This is a genomic window from Sorangium sp. So ce128 (genome assembly GCF_051525245.1).
Taxonomy (GTDB): domain Bacteria; phylum Myxococcota_A; class Polyangia; order Polyangiales; family Polyangiaceae; genus Sorangium; species Sorangium cellulosum_B.
In genome coordinates this window covers 7,533,561-7,548,386 of sequence record NZ_CP150313.1, presented here as the reverse complement: position 1 = coordinate 7,548,386, position 14,826 = coordinate 7,533,561, and the positions used below count along the sequence as shown (strand labels likewise).

Below are 14,826 nucleotides of genomic sequence, written 5' to 3'. Positions count from 1 at the left end.
CCTGTCCGCCGTAGGGCTGAGGGGAAGGGCCTTGATGGCCGCCGAAGGACGACTCGTGGCCTTCGTACCCGCGTTGCTGTCCTGGCCGCTCGTTCCAGCCGCGCTCGTCGTCGGCCCACTGCCGGAGGCCGCCGCGGGCTCCGTATCCTTCGTGCTGGTCTCCGCCCAGGCCTCCCTGGCGACCGAAGCCGCCCTGGCCGCCACCAGATCCACCCTGGCCACCGAATCCACCCTGGCCTCCGAGGCCGCCCTCACTGCCCTGGCCGCCGCCGAAGCGGCCCTGTCCGCCGAAGCCGCCCTGGCCAACCTGGCCGCCGAATCCACCCTGGCCACCGAAGTGGCCCTGACCGGCGCCATAACCGCCCTGGCTGCCGCCGAAGCCACCCTGTCCGCCGAAGTGGCCCTGTCCGCCGAAGCCACCCTGTTCGCCCAAGCGGCCCTGTCCGCCGAAGCGGCCCTGTCCGCCCTCATCGCCATAGACGCCCTGGCCACCGGCGAATCCGCCCTGGCCGCGGCCGAATCCCTCTCCGCCGTAGCCGCCGAAGTGGCCCTGTCCACCGAAGCCGCCCTGGCCGCCACCGAAGCCGCCCTGGCCGCCGCCGAATCCGCCCTGGCCGCCGCCGTAACCGCCTTGGCCGCCGCCGAAGCCGCCTTGGCCGCCGTAGCCGCCCTGGCCGCCGCCGAAGTGACCTTGGCCGCCGTGACCGCCCTGGCCGCCACCGAAGCCGCCCTGGCCGCCGCCGAAGCCGCCCTGGCCGCCGCCGTAGCCGCGCCTGGCGTCAAGATCGTCGCGACCTCCTCGCTGGAAGTCATCACGCTGGCCGCCCCAGTCCTTACGCTGGGCGACCTCGCGCTGCCCCCAGCCGCGATCCTGTCGGCCCTCCCAGGCGCGTTCGCCGCCGTAGCCGCGCCAGCTCGGGTCGCCCTCGCCGCCGCGCTCGCCCTCGTAGCCGCGTCCGACAGACTCTCGCTGATCGGAGCGACCGCGGAAATCATCGTGACCTCCGCGGGAAGGGCGCCGATCGTCTCGCTGGAGGACTTGCTCGTAGTTGCCACGATGCCCGTAACTAGCATCCCCGCTGGCTCCGCGCTCGCCACGATATCGCTCGTCTCCTCGCTGACCCTGGGTTGGCCCAAACCGCTCGTCGTCGCGCCCCGGCCCATCGTTATGTTCCTCGTCGATCCATCCCTGACGATTCGGCATGACTCCTCCGCCTTTCTTGCGAGAAGAGCGACACGGCAGCGAAACTGGGCCGCTCCTCTCCGGTGATCCAGCCGACGCTCGGTCCACATTGGGGCGACGCACGAGCGTGCGGGAGGACAGCCGTATCGGGCCGCCTGTCGTGCGTGCCTGTCCGGCGCCGCGTGGCCTGAAGATCCAGGGCCCCGACGCCCCGGCGCGATCCGACATCGCAAGGGGTGTTCCAGGACGGCGAGGGCGGTATTTCGCTCCGTTTTCAGGAAGATTTCGCCCCGTCAGGCCCCGCTGCGAGGTGCAATGCGCCCCATGCCGGAGCGACCAAAGCGTCTCACAGAGACGTTGTGCCACAGTGACGACATCATGAATTAGGGCCTCCCCTGAGCGTGGCTCGGGAGCCGACGGACGATGTCACATGACTTTCCGTGTTGCGCGGCGGCGTTTCTCACCGAGATGTTGATTTCCGAGCACCCGAGCTCGACCATGGCTCTGCGGATGAGCCCGCCTCATGGCGCCACGGATGAGCCCGCCTCATCGATTGTCGATGAGCTTCCTCGAACGCCGCACGCTCGCGGGCGCCCCACGAAAGGCGCGAGAGACGAAGAGCGAGGACCGAAAAGCGGAGCGACGAGGGGCGAGCCGCGACACGAGGCGGGAGAAGAAAGAGCAGGGCGGAAGGCGAAAAATGTGACCATCGCGGCATACCGGCCGGACGCTCGGCAGGCCACGGCGAGATCCGCGGTTCGCGTGTTCGTGTGCGGGCGGGAGCCCGGCCCGCTCCTCACCGAAAATCCATGCGCGCGCCGCGCGGCCGCGATTACCCTCGCGCCTTCCTCGGAGCTCCCATGCCGGCCCAGCGAAGCGTGACGAAATGGCTCGAGCGAGCCCCTGCGCCGGTGTTCACGGCCTTCGCCGTGATCGCCGCGTTCGCGACCTACTTCTGCATGTACGCCTTCCGCAAGCCGTTCGCGGTCGGCTCCTACAAGGGGATGGTCGCGCTGCCGCTGCTCCCCGCGCTCGATCTGAAGAGCCTCTACATCATCGCCCAGGTGCTCGGGTACTGCGCCTCCAAGTTCCTTGGCATCAAGGTCGTCTCCGAGATGCCGCCCGAGCGGCGCGCGCTCGCCATCCTCGCGTGCATCGGGGTGAGCGAGGTCGCGCTCGTCCTGTTCGGGCTCACGCCGGCCCCGTACGCCGCCGTCTTCCTGGTGCTGAACGGCCTGCCCCTCGGCATGGTCTGGGGGCTCGTCTTCGGCTTCCTCGAGGGGCGCCGCGTGAGCGATCTGCTCGGCGCCGGCCTCTGCGCCAGCTTCATCGTCGCGAGCGGCTTCGTAAAGACCGTTGGCAAAATCACGCTCGGCTGGGGGGTCCCGGAGGTGTGGATGCCCGCGGTGACGGGGGCCCTCTTCTTCCCGCCGCTGCTCCTCTCGGTGTGGATGCTCGCGCAGATCCCGCCGCCCTCGGTGGACGACGAGGCGCTCCGGACCCGGCGCGCGCCCATGGACCGCGCCGCGCGGCGCGCGTTCGTCCTCGCGAACGCGGGCGGGCTCGCCACCCTCGTCCTCGGCTACGTCGTCCTCACCGCTTACCGCGATTTCCGGGACAACTTCGCCCGCGAGATCTGGGACGCCCTCGGCTACACCGACCAGCCGGCCATCCTGACGACGGCCGAGATCCCCGTGGCGATCGGCGCGCTCCTCTCGGTCGCGGTGATGATCGGCATCCGCAACAACCGCGCGGCGCTCGTCGCGATCCACGGCGTCATGGTCGCCGGGGCGGCGCTCGCGGGGCTGAGCACCGCGCTCTACCAGGCGGGCGTCATCGGCCCCGTCGCCTGGATGATCAGCGTCGGGCTCGGGCTCTACGTGGGGTACGTCCCGTACAACTGCGTCCTCTTCGACCGGCTCATCGCGGCCGTGGGCTCGGTGGCGACGGCGGGATTCCTGATCACCGCGGCCGACGCCTTCGGCTACCTCGGGAGCGTGGCGCTCCTGCTCTACAAGAGCTTTGGCCAGGCGAAGCGCTCGTGGCTCGAGTTCTTCCTCGGCTTCAGCTACGCGACCGCGTTCGTCTGCGGGGCCCTGTTCGCCGCATCCGCGGCGTACTTCTGGCTGCGCACCCGCGGCCCGTCCGCCACGGCGCGGCCCGCGGCGCTCGACGCATGAGCGCGCCGCCCGCTGCCGGTCGCGCAGGCGAGCGGCGCGGGCGAGCGTGGGGGAAGGGCTCAGTTGATCGGCGGGATCTCGGTCTTGCAGCCGACCTGGAGCTGGACCTGCCCGCCCGCCTGGAAGTGGGTGCAGGTCGCGGGGCACATCACGATCTTCGTCGGCGTGCCGCCGGTCGTGGGGTCGACGTCGTAGTACCAGCCGCCGGCGGTCGCGTCGCAGCGCGCCTCGCTGGCCACGTAGAAGATGGTCGACGGGTCGGCGCCCTCCGGCGGCGTGTGCTGGACGTTGAGCGTCCCGTAATCGAGCGTCTGCCCGGCGGACGGCGCCGGGACCTGGTACTCGCACGCGAGGCTCGTCCCGCGGATCTCGCTGAGCGCATCGAGGAACGCCTGCGTCACGTCGGAGCTCGTGTCGATGAAGTAGGCCGACGTCGTCCCGCCGCCCTCGGCGATGCGGTTCATCGTGGCCTGGGCGCCCACGTCGTCCCCGTTGAAGACGCCGATGACGAAGGTCGAGATGCTCGGCGAGCCGCTCAGCCCCTCGGCCGCGATCTCCGCGATGCCGTCGGCGGACGTGGGATTGCACTCGGTGGGCATCCCGTCGGTGGCGAGCACGGTGACGACCCTGTGGGTCGGGTTCGCCTCGGCGTGGGCCCGGGCCTGGGCGATCGCGCCGGACAGGGCGCCGGCGGTGGGCGTGCCTCCGTCGGGAAATGTCCGGCCGATCGACCCGATGAGCTCGTCGGCCCAGGCGGCGTCGAGCGGCGCGATCGACACGGCGGGCGTCGCGTAGTCCTCGGTGATGCACGAGTAGGGGTGCGCGCAGGTGCTCCGGGACACCCGGTAGCACGTGCCCGCGCGGCCGTCGCAGCGCTCGCCGATCAGATCGCAGATCTCGCGGCTCTGGGAGCACACGCCGATGTCGATGCACTCGTCGCCGTCCGAGCAGTCCGCGTCCTCGACGCAGATCTGGATGCCCGTGGAGGTGGAGAACGAGCTGCGACAGGCCCGGAGCGCGCACGGCCCGCTGTCGCCGCACTGCTCGTGGGTCGTACAGCTCGCGGGCACGTCGGCGTTCATCAGAGGGAAGTACTGGAGCCCGACGCCGAGCCCCTCCGACTTGGGGTCGGTGAAGAAGGCCTTGAGCGCGTCGGTCACGGCTTCCCACTTGGTGTCGCGCGTCGCGAGCTCGTCATCCATCGACCCCGACGCGTCGAGCATGATGTAGAGGTCGAGCGGCACGAGCTCCGCCGTCTTCGTCTCCCCCGCGCACGACGCCTCGCCGCCGGCGCCCTCTCCGGCGCCGCTGCTGGGCCCGGTGGTGATCTCTCCAGGCCCGTCGGTGCCATATCCGGTGCTCGTCTCCCCGCCTGTTCCCGGGCCATTCCCCGAGCCATTCCCCGGGCCTGTCCCCGTGTTGGCCCCGGCACCCGCTCCGCCGGCTCCGCCGGCGGAGACCGAGCCATCGGCCCCCCCGCACGCCGCGAAGATCACGCTGATCCCCGTCGCGGCGAGCGCCACCATCGTTGACCGGTTCCTCATGAGAAGAATCGAAACACCCTGGAAGCGCTTTGTCGAGCGCGTTGACTCGAACCCTCTGTCCGCGCTCTGGCTCGGTGTGGGACGGGGTGAGACGCTTCAGGGGAGGTCAGGCGACAGCTGAGCTCCCCGTGTGCTTGCGGGCACAGGATTGCTCCGAAGCACAGGATTGCTCTGGCCCGCAAAGTGCTTTGGAGCACACGTCTGCTCCGGAGCTTAGGGCTCCGCCGTAGCGCATGTGCTTTGGAGTACAGGGGGGCTCCGGCGCGTGGCGCTTTGCCGGAATGCAGGGGTAGGGAGCGCCGGGGGGCTCCGTAGGGCGGCGCGGCGCCGAGCTCAGGGGTGCTTCTTCGGACCGACGAGGCTGCGGAGGACGGCGCGGGCGACCTCGGCCCCCGTCGCGTCGCGCAGGCTCACCGGGATATCGTACTCCCTGCGCTCGCTGGTCTCCGGGAGAGGGCACTCGCAGACGGCGCGGATCGTCCCGCGCGCCTTCTTCACGTACTCGATCGAGAGGCCCGCGACGATGAACCGGGCGTCATCGGGCAGCGCGTAGGACAGCGCCGTGTTGCCGGTGAGCTCGGCGAGGTTGACGAGCGCGACGGCGTGCACCGAGCGGAGGTGGTTGCGCAGCCCCGGCCGGTCGCGCATCGACACCTCCGCGCGGCCGCGCTCGAGGACCTCGACCTCGGCGCGGATCGTCCCCGTGTACGGGGCCATCGCGCCGATGAGCCGGCTGAACAGGCGCTTGCCCCCTGGCAGGAGGCTCAGCTTGTCCCAGACGTCGCGGATGGTGTTGCGGCGCGAGCTCGCCGCGATCGATGCGAGAGAGAAGTCGGTGAGCTTCATGCGCTGGATCCGCCGGGCGGGGGCGCCAGCCTGCCTCGAGTCGCGCGCGGACGCACCCGGAATCCCCGGCGAGCCGGTGCGTCCCGGCGCCTCCTCGCGCCGCGACCTGGGCGCAGCATGATTCATTCCCAGCATGAATTGTACTTCAGAATGATATTCGATAATCGGATGGCTCCGGAGCGCCCTGGCGCCCCCGTTTTCGCGAGGATTCTGCGGCATTTCCGGGCTCCGGACGCCCGTGAGCAGCCGTCCGGGCCCCCCGTCCGTCGCGCATGGCCTGCTTCGGGCGGCAATCTCCCGTCCGTGCCCGGAACTGGACTTGTGTATGACAAGACCTCGACGTCCGGGCCAAGGTGGCCCACCCGAGAAAGAGCGCGCTTTCGAGCTTCTCTTTCGTGAGCAAACCTCCGCGCTCGTAGGGCGCTGGCTGACGGGCCTGGGGGTCCCGCTGCGCGATCGCAAGGACCTCGCGCAGGAGGTCCTGTTCGCGGCGTACCTCAGCTTCAACAAATACAATCCCGAGATCTCCCGGCCCGAGCGCTGGCTGAACAGGATCACGGTCCACACGGCCTCGCACTACCTGCAGCGGGCCCAGCACCGCTACGAAGAGCTCGTGCCCGACGATGAGCTCCCTCCCCTCGTCGACCCCTCCAAGACCTCGGAAGAGCTGCTGATCTCGGATCAGGAGCGGCTCGTCGTGCTGGAGCTCATGCAGCAGCTCGACGCCGACGCGCACTGGATCCTGGTCGGGCACGATCTCCACAGCACCCCGATGGCGGATCTCGCGCAGCAGCGCGGCATCCCGCTGTCCACCGCGTACAAGTGGCGCGCGCGCGCCATCCGCCTGTTCCACGACATCGTCCTGAAGCGCCGGCGCGAGGACCGGAAGAGGGAGGGCTTTCGCCTCGTGTTGCCCCTGGATCTGGCGGCGCTCCTCGCCACCGCGCGGATCTCGCCGCGCGTGCCCGACGACGTCCGGGTCTCGATCCTCCGCGGCGTGCAGGAGTCGGTGGGGGCGCTCAAGGCGGGCAGCGCCGGGAACGCCGCCGGGGGCGTCGGCCAGGCGCTGAGCGACGCAGCGGCGTGGCTCAAGGGCCTCGCGAAGCTCGTCCAGGTGCCGACCCTGGGCGTGGCCGCGCCCGTCGCCGCCACGGCGGCGGCGGTCACGGGGGCGGCATGGCTCGCGCTCCAGGCCCCGGAGCCGCCGCCTCCGCAGGAGGTGAGGCACGTCGTGCCCGCGCTCATCGCCGCCATGCCGCCGCGCCGGCCCGCCGAGCCGCCGGCGCCGCCCGTCGCGCCGCCGGCGGCCCCGGCGCCCGTCGAGGCGCCGCGGCCGAGCCCCCCGGCCCAGCGGCGCGCGCGCGTGCCGCCGCGCGACCGGGGGGAGCGCTCGCCGGCGCCGGTCGCCGCCGAGACGATCGAGAAGCTCAAGATCGAGATCGACGGGCCCGGCAGCAATCACGACATCGCCCTGTTCGACGCGGTCACCGAGGCGCTGCAGGCGCGCGATCCGGACCGGGCGACCGCGGCGCTCCAGCGCTACGAGCGCGAGATGCCGAACACCCTCTTCGCGTCGGAGCGCAAGGTGCTCTGGATCCGGGCGTTCGTGATCGCGAGGCGTTACCCGGAGGCGCGCGCCCTGCTCGAGGAGGTGCGGCTCGATACCGCGATCCAGCGGCAGGCGATCGAGGAGCTGGACATGATCCTGAACCCCCGGTGAGCGGGCGACCGGGCCGCCGCGCGCCCCGCGCCGCGGCGGCTCAGTCGCCGGCGTAGGTGCCGAAGCTCGCCCGGCCGCTCGTGGAGACCTGCGGGGCGGCCTGGCCCACCTGCACGACCGCGGACACGAACGCGGCGGGCTTGAGCCCCTCGTCGGGCCCGGCGTCGTTGGTGATGTACTCGAGCCCGAGCCCCGCCAGGAAGCCGAACGACGTGGTGTTGCCGCCCGAGCCGAGGATGGGGATCGTCGGCGCGACGCCGACGTAGCCGAGGAGGCCGACCCGCCCCTCGCCGAGCGTCTGCACGAAGCCGCCGAGCTGCGCCGCGATCGGGAAGGCCCGGCGCTCCACCGGGTCGTAGCGGTCGATCGCTAGCGCGACGCCGACGGCGCTGAGCACGCTCCGCGTGACGAGGGGCTTCTCCACCCACGGCGCGCGGGTGACCTGCAGCGTCGCCAGCATCGCCGGGACGGTGAGGTACGCGCGGAAGCAGGTCCCCGCGGCCTCGAGCGTCTGGAAGTTGTCCTCGCCGCACAGCGGGACCGAGTGGATCGCCACCGATCCCACGAGGCGCCGGGCGCGCTCCGGCTCGCCGGGCTCGTTCGAGCGCAGCGAGCTCGCGACGCGGCCCGCGTCGGAGACGAGCACCACCTTGCCCTGCGGGCTCAGCGGATCGCTGTAGACGGCCAGCCGGAGCCGCGCGTCCCCGTCGAAGTCCTCCGCGAGCGGCGGGAGCGCGAACTCCGCGCTGCTCGGCGTGACGATCCACGTGCCGTTCTGGAGGAGCTCGATCGGCGTGCCGCTCCGCATCTGATCGGTGCGCGTCAGCGAGACATGGAGCGCGAGCGGCGCCACGAGCCGGTGCTTGGCCTGGCCCGTCAGCCGGATCCGGCAGTTGCCCAGCCGGAGCGGCGCCGGCGAGATGACGACCGCGCCGTGCGCGAGCGGTTGTGGCCCGGGGCGCGATGGATCCACGTCGGGCGCCCGGCGAGGAGGCGGCAGCCCGGCTGGCGGCTGGGCCTGCGCCGGAGGCGGGGCCTGCTCCACCGCGCCGGGCTGCGCCGTCGGACCGGCCTGCGCCGCCGTCGAGGGCCGCCGGCCGGCGCCTGCGCCGCCCTGGGGCTGTCCATTCGCGCGCGCAGGTACCCGGCCCGCCGGCGGGGCAGGGGACGCCGCCCGCGGCCCGGGCGGACGGGCGCTCCCGGGCGGCGGGAGGCTCCCGGCATCCGCGCGGGGCGCGATCGGCGTGGGGCCGCAGTCGACCTTCAGGTCGTCGGCGAGCGGATCGGGGAAGAGGAGCCGCGCCGGGTTCGACTCGACGAGGTTCTCGAGGGGCGGGATGGTGACCCGGTACGTCGCGTTGACGACGTTGGCCGCCGCGGGCGCGTGAAGGTTGAAGGCGGTGACCCGGAGCCAGCCGCCGCCCGGGAAGACGCGGAGGACCTTGCCATCGGGGCGCCCGCAGCCGCCCGAGGCGACCTCGAGGACCGGCACGGTGAACGTGCGCTGGAACGGCTGCACCCGGGCGTTGCCGCAGCTGTCGACGATGGCGAGGTAGTGGAAATCGGCCATCTCCGACTGCTTCGGCCACTGCATGCCCAGCGTGAGCTCGCCCGCGTCGGCCGGCGGCGGCTCGGGCCGGCCGTCGCGGCAGACGTCCACGCGATCGGACGACAGCGGCGACAGCGGCGACGGCGCGGCCGTCGCGGCGGGCGCGCCCACGGGAGACCGCGGGGCGTCGGCGACCGGGCGGTAGGCGCAGACGTGCCGGTACGAGCGGCGGCCGAGCAGCACCGGGTCGAAGTCGAGCAGGCGCTGGCCGTCCTCGGTGAGCCGCCCCCACACCGTGAGCGGCAGGGGCAGCGTCGGGGTCTGGAGCTTGATCGAGCGCAGCATCTGGTCGCCGATCGGGCTCTGCCCGGGATCGCCGGTCTGCGCGGCGCAGCCGCCGCCGCTGCACAGCCAGCGGCCGCCGCGGCGCGCGGCCTCGATCGGGACCGGATCGGTGTCGCGGACGCTCATCCAGACGCGGCGCGCGTCCGGGAAGATCTCCGGCCCGCCGGCCGACGAAGCGGCGCTGGCCGTGCCCGCCGGCGCGCGCACGACCTGCAGGCTGCCGCCGAAGTCGGCGGGGACGGCCATCGGCGCCGCGTCGGTCGGGCGCCTCAGGGAGGTGGCCGGCTCCGGCGTCTCCTCGTCTCCGGTCTCCCCGGTGTCCGTCTCGGGATCGTCCTGCGCCGGCGCGGTGGCGGGCGCGGCGATCGCGAGCGCGAGCGCCACGGCCGACAGGAACATGGCGGATCTGCGTGCGCTCACGGCGAGCCTCCCCCTCCGGCGCCCGGCTCGGGCTCCGGCTCAGTCTCCGTTTCGGCGTCCTCTTCCGGCTTTGGCTCCGGCGTGACGGTGATGGGCTCGGAGGAGCACTCCGGGCTCGCGAGCAGGCGGGGCGTCACACGGAGCGTCGTCGTCCCCGGCGCGACAGCGACGCCCTGGATGATCGTCGCCTCGCTGTCCTCGCCGCGCAGGGTCACCGACGCCTCGCCGAGCGCGATCACCTGGTCGTCGCCGACGGTCAGGTCGACGGGGACGGCGATGCGCACGCGCTCGGCGTTGTAGGCGCTCACCTCGAAGAGATCGCCGGGCGTCCCCGCGGCGACGACGCTCCGGAGGGCGCGCACGCGGAGCAGGCGCGGCTCGGGGTCGACGGTGAGCGAGGGGATCGGGTCGAGCGCCTTCTGCCCCGAGCTCACGGCGATCTTCACCTCGCCGCCGAGGTCGCTGAAGCACAGGATGAAGGGCGGGCTCTCCCCGGTCGCGCCGAGCAGCACGCGCAGGCGTGAGGTCCGCTCTAGGCAATCGGGGGTGAGCGAGAGGGCGGCCTCGCTGTGCAGCGACTCGATGATCACCGGCGCGTGCTCCACGACGCCCGGCGCGTCCAGGGGAGGCGACGCGCGGACGCGCGCCTCGCGCGCCCGGATCGCGCCTGGCCGCCAGGTGGCGCCGAGATCGTCCGGCAGGGGGCCGATCGTGCACATGAGGGGGACGTAGGTCGCGAGCACCCGGTCGCTGTCGCCGAGGCCCCCCGCGATGAGCGCGAAGTTGGTGGCGTCCTCCGGCAAGCCCGCGGGGAGGATCGTGATCGGGAGCTCCTCGGTGCGGTCGGCCCACGAGACGACGAGCCGCGCCTCGCCGGACCAGTCGCCCTCCGAGGCGGCGGTGAAGCGGGCGTAGCCCTGGGTTCCGGCGGTGCAGCGGAACGCGCCGTCCTTCAGGCCGCACGAGGCCCCGTTTTCCTGGTCGCGTTCCACGGGGTGCAGCGCGAGCGCCTCGCTCGGGACGGCGCGGACCTCGACGTAGCCGCCGTACGCCGGCTCGTTCGCCTCGGTCAGCTTGAGCGAGACCGCGGTCCGCCAGGGGCTCTGGCGGGGCAGCACCGGCTTGCCCGCCTCGTCGAGCGTGTCGGCGGCGAACAGCGGCCCGGCGACGTCGGCGCGGAGCTCGACCTGCCCGCTCCCGGCGAGGGGGTAGCCGCGCTCGATGCAGGCCGAGGCGAGCGAGGCGAGGAGGAGCGCGCCGGCGGCCGCCGCGAGGAGCGGCGCGCTCGGTCGGCGCAGGCGAGCTGTCGTGTGGAGCGCGCGAGGCGCGCGAGGCGCGCGCGGGCAGGAGCGGGGCACGGCCGGCCGGGGCGCGCTCACTTCTGGTAGATCTCGGTGTACTCGGTCCCGAGCGGGTGGCGGTGCCAGGCGTAGGCGCTCTGCGGGAACCCGCTCTCGTCGGTGTAGTCGCAAGGGCCGAGCTCCCACTCGGTGTGCCAGACGCTCGCGCCCGTCGCGGGGTCGACGGACATCCCGTGGGCGGTCACGTCGCTCTCCGGCTCGGCGGGGTCGTGCACGACGCGCGTGGCCTCGTCGAGGTAGCGCTCGAGGACCGCGACGGGGATGCGCGCCACGCGCTTGCCGGGCATCGGGATGAGGAACACGTCGCTCTTGTCAACGGTGCTGGTCATGGAGCTCTCTCCTGGCGAGCAGCGGGGGGCGGCGTTCCGGGCCGCGGAGCGCCGGCTCCGTGGCCGCGGGTCGCGCCGGAGCGCGGGCTCTCGCTGGTGCTCGGCGCCATCCCTCCAACGCGGCGGCGAGCATACCCGCTTCCCGCAACGCGAGGGAGCGCTTCGCGCGGCGCGCGTCAGGGAGGCGATGTCTGCAGCGGCGTGCCGGGCGGCAGCGCCTTGAGGTCGGTGACGAGCGACGTCGGGTACCGCTCCCAGTCGACGACGAACGTGAACTCGATCGTGTCGTCGAGCGCCAGGCCATCGAGCGACACCTCTCGGGCGACGCCGAACGGCATCGCCATCGAGGCCATGCCCTTCTTGCGGCCGTCGCGGCTCACGAAGTCGGGGATCGGCTCGTGATGGATGAGCAAGACCCGCTGACCGTCCGGATACGCGATGTTGCGGAGCACGCCCCGGCTGTGATAGCGGGCGCCGTCCTCGCCTCCGCCGCGGCAGGCGAGGACGGTCATCAGCGGGGCGAGCGCGAGCCTCGCGAGGGCGAGTCGGCGCGGCGTCACGGGTGGACCGGCGGCAGCTGGCTGACCTCGGCGGGCGCGCGGGGCGCGACGCCGATGCCAGGGCGCTTTTCTTGCGGGAGCATCCAGAGGATCTGCTCCAGCATGACGTCGGGGTTCGTCAGGCAGGGGCACGCGGCCCACTGCTGGTGGGCCACGTTCCCGTACAGGACCACGCCGATATGGGATGATGCGCTCCCGTCGATCTCCGGATCGGGGTCGACGAAGCCGAGCTTGCGCCGCACGAGATCGAGATCGCCGGCGCTCCCTGTCAGGAAGAGCCAGCCCGGCTTGACGCCGTGGGCCGCCGCGTACGTGCGCAGCACGTCGGGCGTGTCTTCTTCGGGCTTGAGGGTGAACGAGTACATGAAGACGTCGCGGCCGACCGCGTCCCCGAGCCTGTTTTGCACCCTGCGCAGGTTGGCGGTGGTGCCCGGGCAGATCCCCTCGCAGCGCGCATACATGAAGTTGATGACGACGACCTTGTCCTTGAGGAGGTCGTCATAGAGGCGAACCTCCTTTCCCTCGTGGGTGCGCAGCGTCACCTCGGGAAAGTAGTCGGCGCCGAAGCCGCCCCGGTTGGGCGCGAAGCGCGCCACCGCCCGCGGCTTCGCCGGGAGCCCCTCGCTGGCCAAGACGTAGGCCGCCGGGGCGAGCGCGCACAGCGCGTACAGGCCCCAGCGGAGCATCCGGACACGGTTCGACATACGGCGTCTCCAGCTCCGGTCAGGGGATGATGTCCCAGCGGAGCATCATGGCGTGGTCCTCGTGGAGCGTGTTGTGACAGTGCATCACGTAGCGCCCGACATAATCGCGGAACCGCATGAAGATCTGGATCTCTGAGCCCGTGAGTCGACCCACGTCGATGACGTCCTTCCGTCCGGCGAGGCGCGGCGGCGGCGGCGCGCCGTCGATGCTGAGGATCCGGAACTCTTCGTGGTGAATGTGGAGCGGGTGCGACCACCCGCCCGACGAGTTGTTCAAGGTCCAGATCTCGGCGGTGCCTCGGGTCGGGCTCGCCCGGACGACGTTCGGGTCGTAGAACTGGCCGTTGATGGCCCACGCGCCGTTCGTTCGCTCCAGCTCCCACGTGCGCGTCGCGACGACCTCGCTCAGGTTGACAGGCGGCAGCTGGCGCAGGGTGGCGGGCACCTGGCTCGGGTCGGGGGCGTTGCGGTCGACCTCGAAGCGCAGGACGGCATTGCCCTGTCCTGCGGGCAGGATGTCTTCATCCGGCCCGCGGCCGTCGTCCTGCGCCTGGCGGTTCTCGAGGATGATGTTGCTGCCGATCGCCGCGTTCGTGAAATCGATGATGACGTCGACCCGCTCGGCCACGGCGAGCCGCACGCTCTGCGCGGTGATGGGCGCCGGCAGCAGGTTGCCGTCGCTCGAGATGATCGTGAAGTTGGCCCCGTTGCTCAGGTAGAACCGGTAGTAGCGCGACGGCCCGCCGTTGAGCAGGCGGAATCGGTACTTGCGCCGGGCGACCTTGAAGAATGGCTGGATCTTGCCATTGACGAGGAACTTGTCTCCCAGGATGCCGTCGAAGTTGAACATGTCGAAGTAGATCTGGCCGTCCTCGTCGAAGACCCGATCGGTGAACAGGAGCGGCACGTCGTACTCGCCGCTCGGGAGCCGGAGCGCCGTCGGGCTCGTGTCTCCCTCGTCGCCCGAGTCGACGTCGTCGAAGAGCAGATAGAAGCCGGCGAGGCCACGGTAGACGTTCTGCGACGTGAAATCGGCGCGGTGGTCGTGATACCAGAGCGTGCCGAGCGCCTCGCGCGGGTCGCCGAGCGGGAAGTACGCGGGCGTGTCGAAGCCGGCGTACGCGTTGATGTAATGGTGATCCTTGAACAGGCCCGTGGCGTAGAAATCGTTGGGGAAGCCGTCGCTCGGCGGCGCCGTGTGCAGGTTGTGCAGGTGGGTCGAGACCTCGGGCCGGCCGAAGCCCGCGTGCGCCGAGAGCGCCGGCAATTCGTTGCGAAATCGCACGGAGATCGGCTCGCCATAACGCGCCATGATCGTCGTGCCCGGCAACGTGCCGCCCCAGCCCCACGCCGTGTTCGAGGGCAGCTCAGGGTGATAGCTGTGCTGGAACACCTGGGCCCGGAGCTCGTACTTCTTCTGGGGCAAGAAGCGGGTCCAGAACGGGTGCGCCGCCCGCGGCGCTTCCCCGGTCACGGCGAGCTCCGCCGGCGCTGGCGTCAAGGTGACGGGGGAGGCGACGGGCGGAACGACGAGCGGCTGAGACCACGGCGTCGTGGGCGGGCTCTCGGGCTCGTCGCTGGCGCGCGCGCTCAGCCCGCTCTTGGTGACCAGGTAACCGCTGCCCGCCATGAGCCCCATCTTGACGAGATCGCGCCGGGTGAGGCCGGCCTGGATGAGCTCCTGTCGGTTCCTCCGGGCGGTGACGGCCAGCTTGCTAGGTTTGTATTTCAGCAGTCGCATCCATTTCTCCTGAGCGGATGACACGAGCGATTCACGCGCTGCCGCAGATCCCGGCCAGGCGCGGCGATGACCGGCCAGGAGCGCGCAACGACGCACGCCCGGCGGCCGAGCGCGTGCTCGCCAGCGTGCGAATGCGATCGCCCCGCCTCCTCGTGATTCGACGCCTTGAAGCGCACGCTTCCTATACCGCCAATCGATGCTCCTGGAGAAGTGTTATTCGCAATATGATTGCAGATAACATTCAGGTGACACAGGCGTGCGGCGCCGGTGAATGACGCGATGCGTTGTCGTGGGACTTGCGCCGATCCGAAGGAGCGGCTTCGCCCAACCCGGGCTCCGTCGCG

11 protein-coding genes are annotated in these 14,826 nt (G+C 71.8%); 3 read left to right on the top strand and 8 right to left on the bottom strand.

Translation table 11 applies throughout. The features are described 5' to 3' along the window. Positions 1-55: 55 nt before the first annotated feature. Both WME82_RS28575 and WME82_RS28570 read left to right on the top strand, forming a co-directional pair. Complete coding sequence (locus WME82_RS28575; RefSeq protein ID WP_438045023.1) at positions 56-1,270, top strand: hypothetical protein; 1,215 nt, start codon at positions 56-58, stop codon at positions 1,268-1,270. Positions 1,271-2,043: 773 nt separating this feature from the next. Further along, positions 2,044-3,363: a DUF5690 family protein gene (locus WME82_RS28570; protein ID WP_438037879.1), complete on the top strand. Its 1,320-nt coding sequence runs from the start codon at positions 2,044-2,046 to the stop codon at positions 3,361-3,363. 59 nt (positions 3,364-3,422) lie between these two features. Here the strand turns inward: WME82_RS28570 and WME82_RS28565 are convergent, their stop codons facing one another. Together WME82_RS28565 and WME82_RS28560 are read right to left on the bottom strand one after the other, a co-directional pair. Further along, complete coding sequence (locus WME82_RS28565) at positions 3,423-4,907, bottom strand: hypothetical protein (protein ID WP_438037878.1); 1,485 nt, start codon at positions 4,905-4,907, stop codon at positions 3,423-3,425. 333 nt (positions 4,908-5,240) lie between these two features. After that, positions 5,241-5,753: a hotdog fold domain-containing protein gene (locus WME82_RS28560; protein WP_437739662.1), complete on the bottom strand. Its 513-nt coding sequence runs from the start codon at positions 5,751-5,753 to the stop codon at positions 5,241-5,243. Positions 5,754-6,078: 325 nt separating this feature from the next. Here WME82_RS28560 and WME82_RS28555 point away from each other — a divergent pair, with 325 nt between their 5' ends. Beyond that, the gene (locus WME82_RS28555; RefSeq protein ID WP_438037877.1) at positions 6,079-7,473 is read left to right on the top strand and encodes an RNA polymerase sigma factor; all 1,395 of its coding nucleotides are present in this window, start codon (positions 6,079-6,081) and stop codon (positions 7,471-7,473) included. A 40-nt stretch (positions 7,474-7,513) separates the two neighbouring features. Here WME82_RS28555 and WME82_RS28550 read toward each other — a convergent pair whose 3' ends face one another. The 6 genes from WME82_RS28550 to WME82_RS28525 form a co-directional block, all read right to left on the bottom strand. Next, positions 7,514-9,787, bottom strand: coding sequence for a hypothetical protein (locus WME82_RS28550; RefSeq protein ID WP_438037876.1), 2,274 nt, complete (start codon positions 9,785-9,787; stop codon positions 7,514-7,516). Next, positions 9,784-11,166 carry a hypothetical protein gene (locus WME82_RS28545; RefSeq protein ID WP_438037875.1) on the bottom strand — a complete coding sequence of 461 codons (1,383 nt, stop codon included), beginning with the start codon at positions 11,164-11,166 and terminating at the stop codon, positions 9,784-9,786. Before WME82_RS28545 ends, WME82_RS28550 begins: the two co-directional genes overlap by 4 nt. Continuing rightward, the gene (locus tag WME82_RS28540; protein ID WP_012237857.1) at positions 11,163-11,477 is read right to left on the bottom strand and encodes a hypothetical protein; all 315 of its coding nucleotides are present in this window, start codon (positions 11,475-11,477) and stop codon (positions 11,163-11,165) included. The genes WME82_RS28545 and WME82_RS28540 overlap by 4 nt, the downstream gene beginning before the upstream one ends. 176 nt (positions 11,478-11,653) lie before the next feature. Then, positions 11,654-12,037 carry a hypothetical protein gene (locus WME82_RS28535; protein ID WP_438037874.1) on the bottom strand — a complete coding sequence of 128 codons (384 nt, stop codon included), beginning with the start codon at positions 12,035-12,037 and terminating at the stop codon, positions 11,654-11,656. Beyond that, positions 12,034-12,741 (bottom strand): SCO family protein, encoded by a 708-nt coding sequence (locus WME82_RS28530; RefSeq protein WP_438037873.1) that lies wholly within the window; start codon positions 12,739-12,741, stop codon positions 12,034-12,036. Before WME82_RS28530 ends, WME82_RS28535 begins: the two co-directional genes overlap by 4 nt. 19 nt (positions 12,742-12,760) lie before the next feature. Further along, positions 12,761-14,371: a multicopper oxidase family protein gene (locus WME82_RS28525; RefSeq protein ID WP_438037872.1), complete on the bottom strand. Its 1,611-nt coding sequence runs from the start codon at positions 14,369-14,371 to the stop codon at positions 12,761-12,763. Between the last annotated feature and the right edge of the window lie 455 nt (positions 14,372-14,826).